Source organism: Oscillochloris sp. ZM17-4 (assembly GCF_019599295.1).
Lineage (GTDB): Bacteria > Chloroflexota > Chloroflexia > Chloroflexales > Chloroflexaceae > Oscillochloris.
Window position 1 is genome coordinate 7,645 of the sequence record NZ_JAIEWN010000008.1, and the last position, 13,898, is coordinate 21,542.

Here is a 13,898-nt window from a genome sequence, read left to right on the forward strand (position 1 = left end):
GCCGGTGTGCAGGTCCAGCCCCTGCTTGACCTGGCCGAGCTTGTCGATCAGGGCGGATGGGGCGACCAGCCAGCCCACCCGCAGGCCGGGCGTGAGCAGCTTCGAGAAGGTGCTGAGGTAGACGACGTGGCGCAGCTCGCCGTGCAGCTCGCAGTCGATCGCCGCCAGCGGCGTGGCCCGCTCGCCCTCGTAGACCAGCTCGCCGTAGGGGTCGTCCTCAATGATCGGCAGGCGGTGGCGGGCGGCCAGCTCGACCAGCGCGCGCCGCCGGGCGGGGGCCAGGGTCACGCCGGTGGGGTTCTGGAAGGAGGAGACCACGTAGAGGAAGCGCGGGCGGGCGCCGCGCTCCAGCAGCTCGGCCAGGGCGCCCACATCGAGGCCGTCCTCGTCCATGGGCAGGGGCAGCAGCTGCGGGCGGTAGGGCTGCCAGGCCTGCAGCGCGCCCAGGTAGGTCGGGCTCTCGACGGCCACCGGCGCGCCGGGGTCGATCAGCAGCTTGCCGATCATGTCCAGCGCCTGCTGCGAGCCCGAGGTGATCATCACCTGGCCGGCGGGGGCGCGCAGGCCGAGGTCGCCCATCCAGCCGGCGATCAGCTCGCGCAGCGGGCCGTGGCCCTCGGTCGGCCCGTACTGCAGGGCGGCGGCGGGCGACTCGACAATCGCCTGCTCGCAGGCCGCGCCGATCTCCTCGGCCGGGAACAGCTCGGGCGCCGGCAGCCCCCCGGCGAAGGAGATCATCTCCGGCTGCACCGTCAGCTTCAGCAGGTCGCGGATGGCCGAGCTGCTCATCTCGCGCGCGCCCTGCGCGATCCGCTCGCCCCAGTTGATGCTCATTGCTACTCCAGAATTGCAGATTGCAGATTGCAGATTGCAGATTGCCGGGCGCGGGAGACGGCCTTCCCGCCCGCACCTGCGCAGTTGGGTCAGTATACTCCCCGCCGGGCGGAGCCATCCAGAGACAATGTCATCCCCAACCGGGCGTATAATGGTTGAGGAAACCTGGGGCAGCGGTGTAAGGGCGCAGCAGCCCCAGTTGTCTATTCAGGTCTATAATTCTCCGCTGCTGCTGCGCCCTTACACACCTACCCCATGTCCCACCTCGCCCTCTTTCACGCCCGCCTGCAGGTCACGATCACGCTGGCCCTGGCCGCCCTGCTGCTCTGGGGGCTGGTCTGCGCCCTGCGCGGCGCCGTCGGCCGCGGCTACACGGCGGCCCTCTGGGTCGTCGGGCTGCTGATCATCGCCGAGGGGCTGCTCGGACTGCCCCTGCTGCTCAGCAGCGCCCGGCCGGCCCGCCTGGCCCTGCACATCGTCTACGGGGCGGTGGCCGCCGCCCTGCTGCCCGGCGCTATCGCCTACAGCCGGGGCCGCTCCGGACGCTGGGAGGCGCTGACCTACGCCGCGATCTGTCTGTTCCTGCTCGGCGTGGCCGCCCGCGCCTACCAGACTGGGGGGGCCGGGTGAGCTACGACGCGATCATTATCGGCGCGGGGGTGGGCGGGCTCACCGCCGCCGCCCTGCTCGCCCGCGACGGCTGGCGGGTGGCCCTGCTGGAGGGCCACATCGAGCCCGGCGGCTGCGCGTCCTCGTACCGCCGCAAGCGGCCCGACGGCACATCGTATGTGTTCGACGTGGGCGCCACCCTCTTCGGCGGCTTCCAGCCCGGCGGCGCGCACGACTGGGTGGCCCGCAGGCTGGGACTGCGCTTCCCGGTGGTGCCCCTGGAGCCGGCCATGCAGGTCTGGCTGCCCGACCGGGCGGTGACGCGCTACGGCGACCCGGGGGCCTGGCGGGCCGAGCGGGCGCGGGCCTTCCCGGCGCAGGCCGCCGCCGCCGAGCGCTTCTGGCAGAACCAGGAGGAGATCGCCGACATCGCCTGGCGCTTCGCCGCGCGCAACCCGCCCATGCCGCCCGAGACGGCCGGCGACCTGCTGGGGATGCTCCCGGCCGTGCGCCCGGAGCTGCTCGGCCTGCTGCCGCACCTGGGGCGCACCGTCGGCCACGAGCTGCGCCGCCACCGCCTGGACGACCCGGCGCTGCGGGCCTTCGTCGACGCCCAGCTGCTGATCTCGGCCCAGGTGCCCGCCGACGAGGCGGCCTGGCTGTTTGGCAGCGTGGCCCTCGACCTGGCCCGCCAGGGCGTCTTCTACGCCGAGGGCGGGGCCTGGAGCATCGCCCGCACCCTGGCCGACGCGCTCATCCGCGACGGCGGCGAGCTGCGCTACCGGGCCTGGGTCGATCAGATCCTGGTCGAGGGCGAGCGGGCGGTGGGCGTGCGCCTGGCCGGCGGCGAGGAGCTGCGCGCCCGCCACATCATCGCCGGGCAGACGGTCTGGGATGTCGCCCGGCTGCTGGGCGAGGCCGCGCCGCGCCGGCTGCTGCGGCTGGCCAAGGGGACGCCCGAGGCCTGGGGCGCCTTTATGCTCTACCTGGGGGTGGACGCGGCGGCCGTGCCGGCGGGGCTGGCCGAGCACCACCAGGTGCTGCTGCGCTACGGCGAGCCGATGGGCGAGGGCAACACCGCATTCGTCTCGCTGCACCCGGCCGACGACACGAGCCGCGCCCCGGCGGGCCAGCGGGCGGTGACGGTCAGCACGCACACGCGGGTCGGCCCCTGGTGGGAGGCGCGGGCGGCGGGGCGGGCGGCCTACCGCGAGCGCAAGGGGCGCTGGGCCGAGCGGCTGCTCGACGCGGCCGAGGTGGCGCTGCCGGGGCTGCGCGGCCACATCCGCTACCAGCAGGCCGGCACGCCGGTGAGCTTCGCGCGCTACACCCGCCGCGCCGAGGGCATGGTCGGCGGGCTGGGCCAGCGCCCCGAGCAGAGCGGATTCCGCAGCCTGGGCGCGCGCGCCGCCGGGGTAGACCGCCTCTGGCTGGTGGGCGACAGCGCCTTCCCCGGCCAGAGCACCGCCGCCGTGACCCAGGGCGCCATCCGGCTCTACCGCGCGCTGCGCTGGTCGCGCCGGATCTAGACTCCCGCCGCTCACCTTGGGGCGCGGCGGGGGCCTGCCGTGCCAAAAATGTGCCCGGCAGGCGCAGCCTCACCGATGGTGCTGCGGCAACTAAAAGGGCGCAGTTTTGTACCGTGAGGTTGCACGATCACTACGGGCAGAGCCACATCTCAAAGCATATTCCAACCCTCATAGACTATGATCATGGCGAAACGTCGCAAGCAGTGCGGGTCATCACATCACCAGAGGCACATCATCATGGCACTGAATCGTCGCTCGCTTCTCTTCGACCTCACCCGCGCGGAGGTGCTCGCTAAAGGGCATGTACTCCCTGAGCCAGCGCGCTGCGTGCAGTGCGGGATCTGCTCCTATAACTGTCCGATCGGCCTGGATGTGCGGGCCTACGCGTGGCGCGGCGAGCCCATCTTCGATGGCCACTGCCTCACCTGTGGCCAGTGTGTGGCCCGCTGCCCGCGCGGCGTCCTCACCTTCGCGCGCGTCAATCTGTGCGCCGAGCCCACGCATTAATATAGCGGCACGAGGGCGGGCGTGGCCCGCCCTCGTGCCCACGAGAGAGAGATACGCCCCATGGCTACAGAATATGTCATTGTGGGGTCGGGGGTCGCCGGCATCGCCGCCGCCGAGGCGCTCCGCTCCCGTGCGCCGGGGGCGAGCGTCACCGTTGTTACGGAAGACCCTGACGGTTTCTACTCGCGGCCGGGGCTGGCCTACTACCTCAGCGGCACCATCCCGGAGAAACAGCTCTTCCCGCGCTCGCCGGCCGATCTGCGCGACATGGGCCTGCGCTGGGTGCAGGCCCGCGCCACCCACATCGACGTGGCGGGCCATCGCCTCACCCTCGCCGACGACCGCACGATCCCCTACGACAAGCTGCTCCTCGCCACCGGCGCCCGCGCCGCAGCGCCCGACTTCCCCGGCAGCGACCTCGACGGGATCTTCACCCTAGACACGCTGGGCGATGCCAGGCGGCTGGTGCGCAAGGCCAATAGAAGCGGCCGCGCCGTGGTGGTGGGCGGCGGCATCACCGCACTAGAGCTCGCCGAGGGGCTGCACGCCTGCGGCGTCCGCGTCCACTACCTGCTGCGCGGCGCGCGCTACTGGGCGAACGTCCTCGACGCCGAGGAGTCGCACCTCGTGGAGGAGCACCTGCGCAGCGACGGCGTAGAGATCCACTCCCACACGCGGGTGCGCCAGGCGCTGGGCAAGAAGGGCAAGCTGATCGCCGTAGAGACCGACTCCGGCGCGCTGATCCCCTGCCACATGCTGGCCGTCGCCATCGGCACGCGCCCGCACCTCGACCTGGCCCGCGCCGCCGGGGTCAAGGTAGATCGTGGCATCCTGACCGACTCCTGCCTGCGCACGAGCGCGCCCGACATCTTCGCCGCCGGGGATGTCGCCCAGGTCTACAATGAGCGCAGCGGCCGAGCCAGCCTCGACACGCTCTGGCCGACGGCGCGCGCCCACGGGGAGGCCGCGGCGGCCGCCATGGCCGGCGAGCCCACGCCATACCAGCCCGCCACCGCCATGAACGTCACCCTGCTTGCCGGCATCCCGACGACCATTATCGGCGCCCTCGGCAGCGGCAGCGACGAGGATCTGGTGGCGATCGCCCGCGGCGACAGCGAGCGGTGGCGCAATGCCACGCCAGCATGGGTGGTCGTCGAGCAGCACGCGGTGAACCGGGTGCGGCTCATGCTCGGCGAGCGCACGATCACCGGCGCGCTCGTGATGGGAGACCAGACCCTCTCGCGCCCGCTCCAGCGCCTGATCGCCGCCGAGGCAGACATTAGCCCCATCCGCGACTCGCTGCTGGCCGACGGCAATACCATCCTCGAGCGGATCGCCACCTTCTCTGCGGAATGGGAGTGTAGCCATGCAGCCACCCCGTGACCTGCCGTCGGCGACAGTCAGCCGCCCGGCACGCCAGACCACCTACGAGATCGAGATATCGCTGGTGTTGGTCGGCGCGATCACCGGGCTGTACCTGTGGGCGTCGCGCGCCGGCACCCCGGCGTCCAGCGGGCTCTTCGGCCACGGCCTGGGCATCATCGGCTTCCTGCTGATGCTGTCCACCGAGACGCTCTACTCGCTGCGCAAGCGCGCCCGCGGGCGCGCCTTCGGGCGGCTGAGCAGCTGGCTCCAGTGGCATATCGTCACCGGGATCGTCGGCTCGTACATGGTGCTCCTGCACACCGCATGGCAGTTCCACGGCCTCGCCGGCGTGGTGACGCTGCTGACGGTGGTGGTGGTGGGCAGCGGCGTTGTCGGGCGCTACCTGTACACCGCCATCCCGCGCACGGTGGACGGCGCCGAGCTGACTCTGGCCGACCTGGAGGGCCAGCTGGCGGCGGGGGCCTCGCGCCTGGAGATTCTGGCCCGCACGCGCGCGACGCCGGGCGAGCCGCCGGCCCGGCTGCGACTGCCGTCCCTGGCCGCCGCGCCCGGCGGAGCGCTCGCCAGCGTGCTCGCGCGCCCGCTGATCGGCTGGCGCGACCGGGCCGCCCTGAGCCGCGCGATCACAGAGCTGGGAAGCCAGGACCAGGCCACCGCCGATGAGCTACGCCGGCTGATCGGCGAGCGACACCGCCTGCTGCGCCAGATCGAGCGCCTGGCCGCCGCCCGCCGCCTGCTCGCCCTCTGGCACACGGTGCACATCCCGCTCGGCGTCGCCCTGTTCGTCCTATCCTTCGTCCACATCGGCGCCGCGATCTACTACGCGACGCTTCTTCGATAGGGGAGGCTCCTAATGCGTCGTCTTGGCTGCCTCACGCCCTTCGGGATCGGCGCGGGCCTGATCGCCGTGGTCGCCGTCGCCGCCGCCGCCCTGCTCAGCGGCGGCGCCATGTTCAGCCCCGGCCCCCTGAGCACCCAGGCGCGCAATGGCGTCACGCTCGGCGGGGTCACATCGCACGCCGCCATCGGCGGGAACTGCGCCAGCTGCCACACGAGCCCGCTCGACGCGCGGGGCATGGCCGGAGCCTGCCTGGACTGCCACACCGACATCCAGGCCCAGCTGGCCAGCCCGAACACGCTCCACGGCGCGCTGCCCGACGGGGCCTCCTGCCTCGGCTGCCACACCGAGCATAAGGGCGAGACCGCAAACCTCACGAACACCGAGCTGACGAGCAGCTTCCCCCACGAGCAGCTCGGCTTCTCGCTCGCGGCCCACAAGCGCACCGCCGATGGCCGCAGCTTCGCCTGCGCCGACTGCCACACCGCCCTCGATCAGACCCCGCGCCCCGCCAACGCCTACGCCCTCGACTCGGCGGGCTGCGTGGGCTGCCACGTGGGCTACCAGGCCGGCTTTATAGCGCAGCACCGCGCTGACTTCGGCGACGACTGCCTGAGCTGCCACAACGGCGTGGACCGCTACAGCGGCTTCGACCACGCCGCGCTGAGCTTCCCCCTAGAGGGCCAGCACGCTGAGGTCGGCTGCCAGCTCTGCCACACCGCCGCCCACGCCCCGGCCGACTTCAAGATCGCCGATAGCACCTGCGTGGCCTGCCACCAGAGCCGCGATGTCCACCAGGGCGCCTACGGCACCGACTGCGCCACCTGCCACACGCCCAGCGGGTGGGAGCAGGTCACCTTCGACCACAGCAAGACGGCCTTCCCGCTCACCGGCGCACATACCGATGCGGCCTGCGCCAGCTGCCACAGCGCCCACGTCTACAAGGGCACGCCCACCAGCTGCGTCTCGTGCCACGCCGAGCCGCAGGTACACCTCGGCCAGTTCGGCACCGACTGCGCCACCTGCCACGTGACGAGCGCCTGGGAGAATGTGATCTTCACCCACACCTTCCCGCTCAACCACGGCGGCCGCGGCCAGATCGCCTGCGCCACCTGCCACACCAACCCGCCGCCCCAGCAGTACACGACCTACACATGCGCCAGCTGCCACGGTGACGCGGAGATGGCCAGAAAGCACAGCGAGGAGGGGATCACCAATATCACCAACTGTGTGCGCTGTCACGCCGACGGTCGCAAGCATGACTGATGCTGATGGCTGTTGCAACCGGGTCTCGGGCTTCGCCCCAGACCCGGTTTTGTATTGGGGTTGGGCGGCTTCGCCGCCCAACCCCAATACAAAATAATGCGGGGGCGGCACAGCCGCCCCCGCACCCCCACCGGGAGGTGACGCGCGCAAAGCCGCGCGCCAGCCAGCCACAGACCGCAGGTGGTGTATACTGTGCCCCATGGCCTCGATTCTAATCGTCGAAGATGAAGAGCACCTGCGCACCGCCCTCGGCTACAGCCTGCGCCGGGCCGGCTACACGGTGACGAACGCCAGCAGCGGGGCTGAGGCCCTGGCGATTGTGCAGACCGCCATGCCCGACCTGGTGCTGCTCGACGTGATGCTGCCCGAGATCGACGGCTTCGAGGTGCTGCGCCGGATCCGGCGCTTCTCGCCAGTGCCGGTGCTGATGCTCACCGCCCGCGCCGACGAGGTGGACACCGTGCTCGGCCTGGAGCTCGGCGCCGACGACTACATCACCAAGCCCTTCCGCGTCCGCGAGCTGATCGCCCGCATCGGCGCCGCCCTGCGCCGCCCCATGCTCGGCAGCTCCCCTGGCGCCATACCCGCCCCGACGGGCGCCCTCACCGTCGGCGACCTATGGATCGACCCGGTGAGCCACCAGGCCACCTGCGGGGGGCGCACGCTCATCCTCAAGCCCCGCGCCTTCGCCCTGCTCCAGTTCTTTATGCAGCACCCCGGCCAGGTCTTCAGCCGCGAGCAGCTGCTCGGCCAGCTCTGGGGCGAGCCGTTTATCGGCGACCCGCGCACCGTCGATGTCCACATCCGCTGGATCCGCGAGCAGATTGAGGACGACCCCAGCAGCCCCACCCGCCTGCGCACCATCCGCAATGTGGGCTACCAGTTTGTGGGCTGAGCCGTGCCGCGCATGATCATCCGCCATACGCGCCGGCGGGCCGTCGCCGCATCCATCGCGCTGGTCGTGGTCGCCCTGTCCTCCCTGGCCTGGGCGCTGATCGCGCTGACGCAAAGGGGCGAGGTCATCGATGCGGTGGGGCAGCGCATGGCCTATGCCGCGATCGGGTTCGCCCTGGTCGCGGCGGCCCTGGCCCTCGGCATGGCCCTGCTGGTCGTCCGCCGCGCCGCCCGCCCGCTCCGCGAGCTGCGCCAGCTGGCCAGCCGCCTCGCCAGCGGCGACCTTGATGCGACGGTGCCCATCCCGCCCGACGAGGACATGGCCGCCCTTTCCCAGGACATCAACCTGATGGCGAGCCGGCTGCGCCAGCTGATCCACACCGCCGAGGCAGAGCGCGGCCGGCTGAGCACGGTGCTGGCCACCATGGGCGACGGCCTGCTGATCGTGGAGCCCGACGACACGGTGAGCGCGGCCAACCCGGCCGCCGTCGCCGCACTCGGCCTGCCGCCCGCCCCCTTCCCGCTCGCCGCGATCAGCATCGGCCCGATCCTCAGCGCCGCCCTGCGTCGGCCGCCGCCGGCGGGCGTCCCGGGGCCGGTCATCCTCGATGAGCTGCAGCCCCAGGAGCGCGGCCGCTCCCTGCGCGCCCTCGTCACCCGCCCGGCCGAAGGGGACACCCGCCAGGCGATCGTCATCCTCCAGGATCTCAGCGAGCTGCGGCGGGCCGAGCGCGCCCGCCGCGCCCTGCTCGCCAATATCTCCCACGACCTGCGCACCCCCCTGGCCTCGCTCCAGGTGATGCTCGACGCCCTCCAGGACGGCGCCCTGGACGAGCGCGGCGTGGCCGAGGACTTCGTCCGCCGCATGGATGTCGAGGTGCAGGGGCTCAGCCGGCTCGTGAACGAGTTCCTCAGCCTCTCGCGGATCGAGTCCGGCCAGGAGGAGCTGCACCTCGTGCCCACCGACCCCGTCGGCCTGCTCGAGTCGGCCGCGGCGCGCATGGCCGCCCAGGCCGCGCAGCGCGCGATCGCCCTGCGCACCGAGCTACCCCCCAGCCTGCCGGCGATCAGCGTCGACCCGGGCCGGATCGAGCAGGTGCTGCTGAACCTGCTCCAGAACGCCCTGGCCTTCACCCCCGCCGGCGGCAGCGTGACGGTGCGCGCCGCGCAGGATGGGCCATGGCTGCGGGTGGCCATCGCCGACACCGGCGTCGGCATCGCCCCCGAGCACCTGCCGCATATCTTCGAGCGCTTCTACAAGTCCGACCCGGCCCGCAGCGGCGGCGGCACCGGCCTCGGCCTCGCCATCGCCCGCCACCTCGTCGAGCGCCACGGCGGCGAGATCCTCGCCGCCAGCGCCCTCGGCGCCGGAACCACGATGACGATCTCGCTGCCCCTCGCCCCCGCCGAGCCGCGTTAAACTCCCGTTCACCTTGCGATCACGTTGCGATCAACTCCCGGTGGGATACTGGGGCTAGGAACATCGGTGTTGCGCTGGGGAGCCCAGCGCAATACGCCATCGGGAGGCGCTGTGGAGATCGTCCTCTTTCTGATCGCCCTGTGTGTCGGCGGGCTGGGCAGCATGCTCGGCATCGGCGGCGGGGTGCTGCTCATCCCGCTGCTCACCGGGCCGCTGGGCATCCCGATCAAGACCGCGATCGGCGCCAGCATCGTCAGCGTGATCGCCACCTCGTCGGCCGCCGGCGCCGTGTATGTCGGCAAGGGCATGAGCCACACCCGCCTGAGCATGATCTTAGAGATCGCCACCACCATGGGCGCCTTCGCCGGCGGCATCACCGCCGTGCTGATCGACCCGCGCTGGCTCTCGGCGATCTTCGCCCTGGTGCTCTGCTACGTCATCTACAGCATGAGCCGACTGCCCAAGGAGGACCACGAGTCCAGCCCCACCGGCCTGCTCGACACCAGCTACGACGACCCGCTCAGCGGGCGCGAGGTGCGCTACGGCGTGCGCAACCTGCCCGCCGGCCTCGGCGCCAGCTTCCTGGCCGGCAACGTCTCCGGCCTGCTCGGCATCGGCGGCGGGATCATCAAGGTGCCGATCATGAGCCTGGTGATGGGCATGCCCCTGCGGGCCGCCATCGCCACCAGCAACTTTATGATCGGCGTCACCGCCGCCACCAGCGCGGTGATCTACTACCAGCACGGATTCCTCGACCCGCGCGTGGCCATCCCCACCGCCCTCGGCGTGCTCGGCGGCGCCCAGATCGGCGCGCGCATCGGCGGCAAGGTGCGCAGCCAGCGCCTCAAGCAGATCTTCCAGGGCCTCCTGATCATCTTCGCCGTGCAGATGCTCTTCCAGGCGATCCGCGGGGCGTAGGGGCGCAGCGTGCTGCGCCCTCCCCGCGCCCGATAAAGTGTAATCTTATGACAACCTCATCCCATCCTGAGACCGACAAGGCCGCGCCCGCGCGCACGCCGCCGGCCGCGCCGGTCACGCCCGATCTGCCCGCCGAGGTGCGCGTCGCCCACGCGCCGGCCCACGCCGAGCCGCGCCCCGCCGGCCGCGCCATCCACGTCGCGCCCGATATTGTGCGCCGGGTGACGCAGCCCGACGAGGTCGACCGCGAGAAGCGCGACCTGGACGCCCTCGTCCATAAGGTGCTGGTGATCGGCCTGGCCCTCAGCACCGCCCTCATGCTCGCCGGGGTCGCGCTCGACCTGATCCTCGGCCGGGCCATGCCCGAGACGGTCGCGGCGCTCGGCGAGGTCTTCCCCCGGATCATGGCCCTGCGCCCGTCGGGACTGCTGACCCTGGGGCTGCTGGTGCTGATCGCCACGCCCATCCTGCGGGTGATCGGCTCGATCGTCGCGTTCGTCTACGAGCGCGACTGGCGCTACGCCGGGATCACCTCGGTGGTGTTTCTGGTGATGATGGTCAGCATTATGATCGGCAAGGGCTAGCGGAAGGGGATCGAACGCATGGGTCTACAGTCTCGCCTCCAGAAGGGCGCGCTCGCGCTCTACACGATCATCTCGGCGATCAACGATGGCCACGAGGAGCAGGCCGTGCTCGACGCGCTCCTGGAGCGCACGGTGGTCGAGCTGGGCTACCGCGCGGCCACCCTGCGCATCCTCGACGAGGAGCGCCAGACCCTGGCCCTCAAGGCGGCCTACGGCCTAAGCGAGGGCTACCGCGCCAAGGGCGATGTGGAGCTCGCCAGCAGCGCGATCGACCGCGCGGTGATCGGCGGCGATCTGGTGACGGTGGACGATGTGCGGGCCGACCCCGGATTCCAGTACGGCGAGGCCGCCGAGCGCGAGGGCCTGGTCAGTGCGATCGCCCTGCCGCTCACCCTGCGCGACCGGGCGATCGGCGTGCTGCGCGTCTACACCGCCGCGCCCCACAGCTTCGGCGAGGAGGAGCGGGCGCTGCTCTCGGCGGTGGCCAGCCTGGGCGCCCAGGCCATCCAGCGCGCCCGGCTCTACACCGCGTTCCAGCAGATCGCCCGCGGCATGAACTCCAGCCTCGACCTGCGCGAGGTGCTGACCAGCCTGCTGCTCCAGTCGGTCGACGAGCTGAACGTGCGCGCCGGCTCCATCCGCCTGCTCGGCCCGAGCGCCCGGACCCTGCACCTCGCGGCGGCCTACGGCCTGAGCGAGGGCTACCTGGCCAAGGGCGCGGTGAAGGTGGCCCAGAGCCCGGTCGACCAGCACGTGCTCGCCGAGCGCCAGCCCGTCGCGATCACCGAGCTGACGGCGGCCGGCGGATTCCAGTACCCCGAGGAGGCCCAGCGCGAGGGCATCCGCTCGGTGCTGGTGGTGCCGCTCTGCGCGCGCGGCGTGCCGATCGGCGTGCTGCGCGTCTACTCCGGCCAGAACCGCCGATTTGGCGCCGAAGAGATCGCCTTCATGTCCACCGTGGCCGACCTGGGCGGGCTCGCCATCGAGAACGCCAAGCTCCACGAGGCGCTCAAGTCGCGCCTGGCCGCGCTCCAGGCCGACGCGAACGCCTGGCAGCGGTTTCTGTCGTTTAGCTGAGGGGCGCAGCGCGCTGCGCCCCTACGCCCCCACCGCCCGCAGGAACGCCTCGCTCGCGATGTTCCGCCCGCAGAGCAGGGCCACCACGCGCCGGCCGGCCACGCCGTCCACCAGGCCGTGGAGCAGGGCGGCCACGCCCACGGCGGCGCTGCCCTCGACCACCAGGTGGTGCTCGTCGAGCAGCCAGCGCATGGCGGCCGCGATCTGCGCCTCGCTCACCGTGAGCATGGTGTCCACCACCCGCCGCACGATCGGGAAGGTGATGCTGTGCGGCTCGATGTTGCCGGCCAGCCCGTCGGCCAGGGTCGGCAGGTCGGGCGCGCTCACGATCTGGCCGGCCTGGAGCGAGGCGATCATGGCCGCCGAGCGCTCGGCCTGCACGCCGATCACCCGCGCGTGCGGGCTCATCGCCTTGGCCCAGATGCCCACCCCGCTGATCAGCCCCCCGCCGCCGACGCCCACGACAATCGTGTCGGCCTGCGGCAGCTGCGCAAAGATCTCGGCGCCCAGAGTGCCCTGGCCGGCGATCACGGCGGGGTGGTTGTAGGGCGAGATGAAGCGCAGCCCGCCCGCGTGCGCCAGGCGCAGGGCCTCGGCCTCGGCCTCGTCGTAGCCCTGGCCGTGCAGGATGAGCCGCACCGGGTAGCGCCGCAGCGCCGCCACCTTGGCCGGCGAGGCGCCCTCGGGCAGCACCAGCGTCACCTCCAGGCCGAGCAGGGCCGCCGCGTGGGCCATGCCCAGGGCGTGGTTGCCCGCCGAGCAGGCGATCGCCGGGCTGCGGTCGGCGTCGGCCAGCAGGGCGTTGGCCGCCCCGCGCACCTTGAAGCTGCCCGTCACCTGGGCGCACTCCAGCTTCAGGTACACCTCGGCGCCAGTGTGGGCCGAGAGCGGCCGGCTGTGCTCCAGCGGCGTGAGGGCCGCCACCCCGGCGATGCGCCGCCGGGCGGCCACGATATCGGCTGGCGTAGGCATCACGCGTGCCCGCGCACCGTGTGCGGCGTGTAGGGCTCCTCCAGCGACGCGATCTCCTCGGCGCTGAGCGACACATCCAGCGAGGCGATCGCCTCCTCCAGCTGGTACATCTTGCTCGCCCCGATGATCGGCGCGCTCACCGCCGGCCTGCTCATCAGCCAGGCCAGGGCCACCTGGGCCGGGCTCACCCCGCGCGCGGCCGCGATCTCGCCCAGCCGCTCCACCACCACGTAGTCGCCCTCGTTATACATCGCGTGCGAGATCGTGTCGCTGCGCCCGCGCACCGTCGTCGGGGCCGCGCCCTTCGGCCGGTTGCCGGTCAGGAAGCCGCGGGCCAGCGGGCTCCACGGGATCATCCCCACCCCCTGGTCCACGCAGAGCGGGATCATCTCGCGCTCCTCCTCGCGGTAGACGAGGTTGTAGTGGTTCTGCATCGTGCTGAACCGCGTCCAGCCGTGGCGCTCGGCCACGTGCTGGGCCTTGGCGAACTGCCACGCCCACATGCTCGACGCGCCGATGTAGCGGGCCTTCCCGGCCTTCACCACATCGTGCAGCGCCTCCATCGTCTCCTCGATCGGCGTCTCATTGTCCCAGCGATGGGTCTGGTACAGGTCCACGTAGTCGGTGCCCAGCCGCCGCAGCGAGCCATCGATCGAGGCCATGATATGCTTGCGCGAGAGCCCGCGGTCGTTCGGCCGGTCGCTCATCGGCTGGTAGACCTTGGTGGCGATCACGAGGTCGTCGCGCTTGGCCAGGTCGGCCAGCGCCCGCCCCGTCACCTCCTCGCTTACCCCGAGCGAGTACATGTCGGCCGTGTCGAAGAAGGTGATGCCCGCCTCGATCGCCCGCTTGAAGAAGGGCCGGCTGGCCTCCTCGTTGAGCACCCACTCGCGCCACGCCGGCGTCCCGTAGGTCATACACCCCAGGCAGATCCGCGACACCTTCATGCCCGTGCTGCCGAGCCGAACGTATTCCATGGCCTTGCCTCCAATCTTTCACGATGTGCGCCCATCATGCACATGATACACCGATTGTGATGCGCGCGGCTACGCCGCGCCGCATCA

General features: G+C 71.7%; 14 protein-coding genes. 11 read left to right on the plus strand and 3 right to left on the minus strand.

The window, feature by feature from the left end; genetic code table 11:
• The coding region (locus tag K2Z83_RS08505) for a PLP-dependent aminotransferase family protein (RefSeq protein WP_220594753.1) at positions 1-834 on the minus strand (834 nt) is incomplete at its 3' end.
• 255 nt (positions 835-1,089) lie between these two features.
• On the opposite strand from K2Z83_RS08505, the gene K2Z83_RS08510 reads away from it, so the two are divergent.
• The 11 genes from K2Z83_RS08510 (at position 1,090) to K2Z83_RS08560 (ending at position 11,862) form a co-directional block, all read left to right on the plus strand.
• Entirely contained in the window at positions 1,090-1,464 is a 375-nt protein-coding gene (locus K2Z83_RS08510; protein WP_220594754.1) for a hypothetical protein, read from the plus strand.
• The gene (locus K2Z83_RS08515) at positions 1,461-2,972 is read left to right on the plus strand and encodes an NAD(P)-binding protein (protein ID WP_220594755.1); all 1,512 of its coding nucleotides are present in this window, start codon (positions 1,461-1,463) and stop codon (positions 2,970-2,972) included. The genes K2Z83_RS08510 and K2Z83_RS08515 overlap by 4 nt, the downstream gene beginning before the upstream one ends.
• 237 nt (positions 2,973-3,209) lie before the next feature.
• Entirely contained in the window at positions 3,210-3,479 is a 270-nt protein-coding gene (locus K2Z83_RS08520; RefSeq protein WP_220594756.1) for a 4Fe-4S dicluster domain-containing protein, read from the plus strand.
• Positions 3,480-3,539: 60 nt separating this feature from the next.
• On the plus strand, positions 3,540-4,862 hold the full coding sequence (locus tag K2Z83_RS08525) for an NAD(P)/FAD-dependent oxidoreductase (RefSeq protein ID WP_220594757.1): 1,323 nt from the start codon (positions 3,540-3,542) through the stop codon (positions 4,860-4,862).
• Positions 4,846-5,706: a hypothetical protein gene (locus K2Z83_RS08530; protein WP_220594758.1), complete on the plus strand. Its 861-nt coding sequence runs from the start codon at positions 4,846-4,848 to the stop codon at positions 5,704-5,706. Before K2Z83_RS08525 ends, K2Z83_RS08530 begins: the two co-directional genes overlap by 17 nt.
• A gap of 12 nt (positions 5,707-5,718) precedes the next feature.
• A complete protein-coding gene (locus K2Z83_RS08535) occupies positions 5,719-6,969 on the plus strand; it encodes a cytochrome c3 family protein (RefSeq protein WP_220594759.1) in 1,251 nt (416 codons plus the stop codon).
• A 199-nt stretch (positions 6,970-7,168) separates the two neighbouring features.
• Entirely contained in the window at positions 7,169-7,864 is a 696-nt protein-coding gene (locus K2Z83_RS08540) for a response regulator transcription factor (RefSeq protein WP_220594760.1), read from the plus strand.
• Between the two features lie 12 nt (positions 7,865-7,876).
• Complete coding sequence (locus tag K2Z83_RS08545) at positions 7,877-9,283, plus strand: ATP-binding protein (RefSeq protein WP_220594761.1); 1,407 nt, start codon at positions 7,877-7,879, stop codon at positions 9,281-9,283.
• A 111-nt stretch (positions 9,284-9,394) separates the two neighbouring features.
• Positions 9,395-10,201 (plus strand): sulfite exporter TauE/SafE family protein, encoded by an 807-nt coding sequence (locus K2Z83_RS08550; protein ID WP_220594762.1) that lies wholly within the window; start codon positions 9,395-9,397, stop codon positions 10,199-10,201.
• Positions 10,202-10,248: 47 nt separating this feature from the next.
• Positions 10,249-10,785 (plus strand): DUF1634 domain-containing protein, encoded by a 537-nt coding sequence (locus K2Z83_RS08555; protein ID WP_220594763.1) that lies wholly within the window; start codon positions 10,249-10,251, stop codon positions 10,783-10,785.
• Between the two features lie 18 nt (positions 10,786-10,803).
• A complete protein-coding gene (locus tag K2Z83_RS08560) occupies positions 10,804-11,862 on the plus strand; it encodes a GAF domain-containing protein (RefSeq protein ID WP_220594764.1) in 1,059 nt (352 codons plus the stop codon).
• A gap of 21 nt (positions 11,863-11,883) precedes the next feature.
• On the opposite strand, the gene K2Z83_RS08565 is transcribed toward K2Z83_RS08560, so the two are convergent.
• Both K2Z83_RS08565 and K2Z83_RS08570 read right to left on the minus strand, forming a co-directional pair.
• Positions 11,884-12,834, minus strand: a complete 951-nt coding sequence (locus tag K2Z83_RS08565) for a threonine/serine dehydratase (protein ID WP_220594765.1) — start codon at positions 12,832-12,834, stop codon at positions 11,884-11,886.
• The gene (locus K2Z83_RS08570) at positions 12,834-13,811 is read right to left on the minus strand and encodes an aldo/keto reductase (RefSeq protein ID WP_220594766.1); all 978 of its coding nucleotides are present in this window, start codon (positions 13,809-13,811) and stop codon (positions 12,834-12,836) included. Before K2Z83_RS08570 ends, K2Z83_RS08565 begins: the two co-directional genes overlap by 1 nt.
• Positions 13,812-13,898: the final 87 nt, after the last annotated feature.